This window comes from Paenibacillus sp. 01T422 (assembly GCF_056398785.1).
Genome location: NZ_JBFTQB010000338.1, coordinates 1 through 6,263 on the forward strand (window position 1 = coordinate 1; position 6,263 = coordinate 6,263).

Genomic DNA, 6,263 nt, shown 5'->3' on the forward strand with positions numbered 1-6,263 from the left:
GGAAGAAGAAGTAGATATTGTGCTACTGGAATTAACGGAAGAAGTTTGCCGCGATGCGCGAGCTAAGGGGTATACGAGCGGAACCGTTCATGTATTCTGCATGTGCTCACCATACGATGCACCAACAGGTTTTAGTCAGCAGCGCAAGATGCCCTTTGCTACAAATAATACTCTGAAAGTTTTCAAGTCAGTTCGTGAGATCTTTCATCGTAATTGGAATGGACATCCGGTACGAAAAGTTGGCGTTACGCTAGGATCACTTGATGACGAGGAAGTTACACAGCTAGATCTCTTTGAAGACGTAACTAAGCTACGGAAACTTGATAGCGTTCTAGATGGGATTAAAGACCGTTTTGGCAATACGGCAATTATTCGCGCTTCGAGTTTAATGAAAGCTGGTCTAGCAGAGGATCGAGCTGGTAAAATTGGAGGTCACTATAGATGAGTAAGAAATTAGAGCTTAACGGACTTTGGGAGTCCAGTCGGATGATGCTTCCTCAACATAAAGAGTCAGCGATTAGAAATCGAAAAGAGGCTCAACGCTTATCACGACCTATACGAGACGAGCAAGAAATTCAAAACATATCAGCTGTGCTGAGCTTGTCGCAAATGTATAAAAAACCAGTTGTACTTACTTTATATGAAGAGTTTAAGACTCGATCAGTTACCGGTATTGTAGCACGTAGTAGGCATGGTGAATTTCGATTAGATATAGTAGGAAYTTTTAGCGGAGTAGAGGATTGGGAATGGATTGCTTACAGAGATGTTCTTAAAGCTGAATTATGCAATGAATGGACARAAGAAGGAATGATCGATTCATAAAAAAATAATGAGAGCCTGCTCCTAAGGGCAGTACTCTTATTAATGAAGAAAAAATAAGCCCATGGGAAGTTTCCCGTGGGCTTATTTATGGTTAATTTAATTGTAATTAGATCTAATTCTTTTCATTTGGTACCTTATCGGTACCCTTGTGTGTTTTTTTATGCCTGTACCACTCGATATTTATAGGACTGTTATATATGTAAAACCTTGATATATCAAGGCAATTTTAAAACTGTACTATAAATTAATACGACGGCCCTTTTACAGGCCGTCTCATGGGAGAGGAGAAACCGGACGAAGAGCTTATGGGGAAACGTAAGTCTTCTCCGCGGTTGTCTACGACATTCTCTGATGTCGATAGTTCAAGGATGACCGTTTTACAGGAAATTTATACATGGCAGGCACAAAATTTTTGTGTCAGAATAGGGCTTGTGGTACGATAGCAAAAGAATGAGCCAGTCAGAAGGGGAAAAGCGCAAGATGAGAGTGATTTCAGGCAGTGCCAAAGGCAGGTCGTTAAAGGCGGTACCCGGTATCAGCACACGACCAACAACGGATAAAGTGAAAGAAGCGATCTTCAGTATGATCGGTCCCTATTTTGATGGGGGGCAGGTTCTCGATTTGTTCGCAGGCACGGGTGGGCTAGGCATCGAGGCTTTGAGCCGCGGGATGGATAAAGCGGTCTTCATTGATATCGAGAAGAAGAGTATCGACACGATCCAGCATAATCTGCAAGTGGCCGGTCTCAAGGATCAAGCCGAGATTTACCGGACAGATGCCGCTCGAGCACTGAAGGCGTTAGCCAAAAGAGAGCAGCAGTTMCAATTAGTTTTTCTAGATCCGCCATATAAAATGAAAGTGATTGTGGATCTAATCAACGCGATGGAAGTACAAGCTATCATTGAGGCGAATACCACGATTGTCGTGGAGCACGACGCGAAAGATGTGCTAGACGACGTCATAGGCGGATTCAAGCAACAGAGACGAGCGGACTATGGAGATACCGCTGTAACAATTTACAAGCAATCAGTAGGGGATGAATAGGCTTTTGAGAGGAGATGACAGCATGATGAAACAAGAACACGGCATTACTGTAGCTGTATATCCGGGAAGTTTTGACCCGGTGACATATGGCCACCTTGATATTATACATAGAGCAGCGAAGGTATTTGATAAGCTCATTGTTGCGGTACTGAATAACACGTCCAAAAACCCTCTTTTCACTTTGGAAGAAAGAATGGAGCTTATCCGCAGAGTGACGAAGGATCTGCCGAATGTAGAGGTGGATGGGTTTAGGGACTTAATGGTAAATTATATGAAGCACCGCAATGTGCGTCTGATTGTGCGCGGTCTTCGGGCTGTTTCTGATTTTGAATACGAGCTTCAAATGGCGTCAACGAATCACAAGCTGAACTCCGATGTGGAGACTTTCTTTATGACCTCGAAGCCCCAATATTCTTACTTAAGCTCCAGCATCGTCAAAGAAATTGCCCGGTTCCATGGGCCAGTTGTAGATTTAGTACCTCCCGAAGTGGAACTAGCGCTTCAAAATAAATTTCCAAGAACTTAAGAGCTATCTAGTGGGCTTTTTTTCGAAGAGTGCTTATAAAGCTAGATATGGTCAGCATGGCGATGATCAAAAGAAGGAACTGAATAAGTGTAACCCCCCATAAAGCCCATATCGAGCCGCCGTTCAGCTGAGAAGCGAATAGTGTGTTCGTGTTTGATGTTTGATCCAACCAGAGAAAGCTTGGTTCAGTATCTAGCTCAGCATCTATTAGAAGGAACTGTAGAGGTTTCCAGAGCAGGATGGTACCAACAAAGGCGAGCACGGCGTGCAAGATACGGGACTGGAAGAAAAAGCGGTACCTTGCCTCTGTTTTTTGATGAAATCCAGCCACTTGCGCATGAGCTGATAAACCTCCCCAGCCAAGGAATGYGCTGATAAGCGCCATTTGTGGTAGTAAGGAGACACCTTGGACTTGGCTCCAGGAATAGGCTCCGAGATGAATCTCCATTAATCCCATCATCCATTGTGGTGAGGTATCCGCGTGGACATTCAAAAAGCGTAATAAGAACGAAATCAGTGGTTTAAGAGCCTCTGTAAGATGGGTAATGGTAATGACATTAATTATTACGGAAAAAATCATCATATATCCGCCGATCAGCATTAACGTTTGAACAGAGGATAGAACTGCATCGCCTAAGAGCTTGCCGAACGCACGGCCATCGTGCAAATAGGCTTGTCGCATGGTTGATAGGGCTAGCTTCCAGATAGAGCCTGACGTCTTATGATCAGACTTAAGTTGAGTATCTGAAACCTTCTGAGGTACTTTAGACAATCTCATTAAGAAGCCTGTGACAATAGCGGCTGTGTAATGGACGATGGCAAGTACAAGACCAAGTTTTGCACTGTGCAGAAAGCCGATACCCACAACCATAATTAAGAATAAAGGGCTGCATAGGTGGGATAAGGCAGTTAAACGCTCAGTCTCATCTCGTGAGATGAGTTTTTTTTCGCTAAGGGTGGCAGTAATTTTGGCTCCGCTAGGAAATCCTACAATAAGGCCTGAGGCTAACGCCCAACCGCCCACGCCGGGTAACCGGAATATTACTTTCATTAGTGGGTCTAGTAGAACGCCTGTCCCTTGAATGACGCCAAAACCAATCAACAGCTCGACCATAATGAGGAAAGGCAGCAGCGCCGGAAAGACGAGTTTCCACCAAATCGTAAGTCCCTCGAGTGAAGATTGAAATGCTTTGTCAGGGAAAAGTATGATAGACACAACTACAAGGGCAGCCAGGAAACCCAGTACGAGCGTCGTCAGCTTAGGAGTGTAGCTTACTTTTGAAGGTTGCATGGTTTCACCTCATCCTTTAACATGCTTCATTTGTACGCAAAAAGACAGAGGTTTAGACCAAGCTTTCATTCTTGTCCGATTGAAGAGAGTCATAACTTGTAGTAGGCATCAGGAAGGGGAACCTGCATGGAAAACGAAGAAGAGAATCGAATTCACACGTGGTCTAATGATTCCTATCAATATCCGAGAAGATCGTCGACGAGGCGTTATTTAGCTTCAGCGCTTGTCGGAATTGTGATTATTTACTTGTTGTTTTTTGTACGCTTACCATTCTTTATTTTCATGCCAGGAACGGCGGAAGAAATTAAACCGATGGTGACCATACCCAGAGGCTCTGATACGGAAAAGGGGACGTTGATGCTCACGACAGTTCGTGTAGCTGATGCCAATATGGTGAATTATTTAATTGGTCTTGTACATCCTTATGAAGAAATTCAGCCCAAAACGAGTGTTTTACGCAAAGGTGAATCCGAGCAAGAGTATACACAGCGTCAAGAATATGTCATGCTAACCTCACAAGCGAGTGCCATTCAAGCCGCATATACGCATGCGAAGGTTCCTTTTCACATCAATCATGAGGGCGTTATGGTGCTGCAGACGTTGCCAGGCTTATCGGGAGAAAAGGTGCTCAAACCCGGCGATGTGCTGCTGAAGGCTGGAGAGAAAGATGTGAAGGTAGCTCAGGACTTGCTTGATGCGCTAAAAGGGAAGAAAGCCGGGGAATCCATCACCGTTACATATGCCAGGGATAAAGTGGAACAGCAGGCGTCACTGGCGCTAGGCGCGCTTCCTCTCCAAGAAGGGGAAACGGGTGAACCTCGTGCTGGCATTGGCGTCGTTCCGGCTGATATGCAGGCGGTCAAGGCAGACCAAGAAGATCAACAGGTCTCCATTAAGGCTGGAGAAATCGGAGGGCCTTCGGCAGGGTTGATGTTCTCGTTAGAGATTTTTAATCAACTGGTTCCAGAGGACATCACGAAGGGATATCGTATTGCGGGAACGGGGACCATTGAAACAGATGGCACCGTGGGTCCAATCGGAGGCATTCAACATAAGATTATTGCCGCGGATCGAGAGAAGGCGGACTTTTTCTTTGCTCCCAAAGACATCACGTACAAAGACGGTACCAAAATTACGAATTATTCAGATGCCGTCCAAAGAGCTAATCAAATTAAGACGAAGATGAAAATTGTCGAGATTGGCACGATGGATGATGCCCTTAAATATCTAGCGGCGCTGCCTCCTAAGTAAGCTCTTTGGAATGAAAGTAAATAGAATTATAATTGACAAAAGGCAATCAAACTGGATATAATAATCTTTGTTTGTTTGGGGTGAAAAAACATGCAGATTCGTTTTAGAGAGCTTTCTCTTAAAGGACAACCGGTCCATATGACGGAAGAGATGAACTTGACGACTCCTTTTGAAGGGCGTCAAGATATTCTTAGTCATGGTCCAGTACGTGTCGATCTTCTTGCATCGCATGAAGATGGAGTAGCAAAAGTTAACGGAACGTTAACGCTAGACTTGGAGTTAAGTTGTTCACGATGCTTAACGCACACYAATCAAACAATCGAACTTCCTTTTGAGGAAGTCTTCATGCAAAAGCCAGAGGAAGAAGACCCAGATCTTGATGAGGATATTCATTTGGTAGTTGGAGATAAAGTCGATTTAGAGCCTTACGTTGTAGAAAATGTAGTGGTTGGTTTACCATACATACCACTTTGTGACGAAGCGTGCAAAGGTCTCTGTCCCGTGTGTGGAGAAAATCGCAATCTAACAGATTGCGGCTGTAAGCAGGAGAGAATTRATCCTAGGCTTGCAGGTCTCGCGGACTTTTTTAACAAAGAATAAGGCAACGCCCGAAATTCGATTAAGGAGGTGTTTTGAATATGGCAGTACCTCAAAGGAGAACGTCCAAAACTCGTCGCGACAAGCGCCGTACTCACTTTAAATTGGAAGTTCCAGGCATGGTGAAATGTGAACAATGTGGAGAACTGAAGCTGGCTCACCACGTGTGCAAGTCTTGCGGAACTTACAAAGGTAGAGATATCGTAAAAGCATAAGAATAAGCATAGTACTTCATCCTAGTGTGAGGTGCTATTTTTTTTGCTTTCTTTTTGGTTCTAAATTTAATATACTACAGTTTAGTATCTGGTAATAAGATGAGATCTCACGAGATAAGGTGGTGCTAGCCATCGAACGCCTTCCTAAACGACAAAGGCAGCAGCAATTGCTTCAAGCAATTGAAGCAAATCCTTTTATGACTGACGAGGAATTGATGCGAACGTTTCAGGTTAGCATCCAAACCGTCCGGTTAGACCGATTGGAACTAGGTATTCCTGAGCTGCGGGAACGTATGAAGCACATGGCTGTCAAAACGTACGATCAAGTGCGTTCACTGTCCATTGAAGAAGTCATTGGTGAAGTGATCGATTTACAGCTGGATCAAAGCGGTATTTCGATTTTTGAAATTAAAGAAGATCATGTTTTCTCAAGAACCAAAATTGCAAGAGGACATCATATATTCTCACAAGCAAATTCCCTCGCCGTTGCCGTTATCGACGATCCGATCGCCTTGAC

Annotated in this window: 9 protein-coding genes; 8 read left to right on the forward strand and 1 reads right to left on the reverse strand. The window is 44.2% G+C overall.

Going from position 1 to position 6,263, the window contains the following annotated elements:
* The 4 genes from AC1DUA_RS19125 to coaD form a co-directional block, all read left to right on the forward strand.
* Nucleotides 1-445 (forward strand): DinB/UmuC family translesion DNA polymerase (locus AC1DUA_RS19125; protein ID WP_477501281.1); only part of this gene is annotated, 445 nt, incomplete at its 5' end.
* The gene (locus AC1DUA_RS19130) at nt 442-822 is read left to right on the forward strand and encodes a YolD-like family protein (protein ID WP_477501282.1); all 381 of its coding nucleotides are present in this window, start codon (nt 442-444) and stop codon (nt 820-822) included. The genes AC1DUA_RS19125 and AC1DUA_RS19130, both read left to right, overlap by 4 nt.
* 480 nt (nt 823-1,302) lie before the next feature.
* Nucleotides 1,303-1,866, forward strand: a complete 564-nt coding sequence (gene rsmD, locus AC1DUA_RS19135) for a 16S rRNA (guanine(966)-N(2))-methyltransferase RsmD (RefSeq protein ID WP_477501283.1) — start codon at nt 1,303-1,305, stop codon at nt 1,864-1,866.
* Nucleotides 1,867-1,888: 22 nt separating this feature from the next.
* Entirely contained in the window at nt 1,889-2,392 is a 504-nt protein-coding gene (gene coaD, locus AC1DUA_RS19140; protein ID WP_477501284.1) for a pantetheine-phosphate adenylyltransferase, read from the forward strand.
* A gap of 7 nt (nt 2,393-2,399) precedes the next feature.
* On the opposite strand, the gene AC1DUA_RS19145 is transcribed toward coaD, so the two are convergent.
* Complete coding sequence (locus tag AC1DUA_RS19145; protein ID WP_477501285.1) at nt 2,400-3,683, reverse strand: nucleoside recognition domain-containing protein; 1,284 nt, start codon at nt 3,681-3,683, stop codon at nt 2,400-2,402.
* A 126-nt stretch (nt 3,684-3,809) separates the two neighbouring features.
* Here AC1DUA_RS19145 and AC1DUA_RS19150 point away from each other — a divergent pair, with 126 nt between their 5' ends.
* The 4 genes from AC1DUA_RS19150 to fapR all read left to right on the forward strand — a co-directional run.
* Nucleotides 3,810-4,934, forward strand: coding sequence for a SepM family pheromone-processing serine protease (locus tag AC1DUA_RS19150; RefSeq protein WP_477501286.1), 1,125 nt, complete (start codon nt 3,810-3,812; stop codon nt 4,932-4,934).
* A gap of 90 nt (nt 4,935-5,024) precedes the next feature.
* Nucleotides 5,025-5,534: a YceD family protein gene (locus AC1DUA_RS19155; RefSeq protein WP_477501288.1), complete on the forward strand. Its 510-nt coding sequence runs from the start codon at nt 5,025-5,027 to the stop codon at nt 5,532-5,534.
* 38 nt (nt 5,535-5,572) lie between these two features.
* Entirely contained in the window at nt 5,573-5,746 is a 174-nt protein-coding gene (gene rpmF, locus AC1DUA_RS19160; protein WP_145656583.1) for a 50S ribosomal protein L32, read from the forward strand.
* Between the two features lie 122 nt (nt 5,747-5,868).
* On the forward strand, nt 5,869-6,263 hold a 395-nt coding region (fapR, locus tag AC1DUA_RS19165), incomplete at its 3' end, for a transcription factor FapR (RefSeq protein WP_477501289.1).

Coding starts and splice junctions, on each gene's coding strand:
- coaD (WP_477501284.1), top strand. CDS start 1,889: ATGATGAAACAAGAACACGGCATTACTGTAGCTGTATATCCGGGAAGT.
- AC1DUA_RS19150 (WP_477501286.1), top strand. CDS start 3,810: ATGGAAAACGAAGAAGAGAATCGAATTCACACGTGGTCTAATGATTCC.
- rpmF (WP_145656583.1), top strand. CDS start 5,573: ATGGCAGTACCTCAAAGGAGAACGTCCAAAACTCGTCGCGACAAGCGC.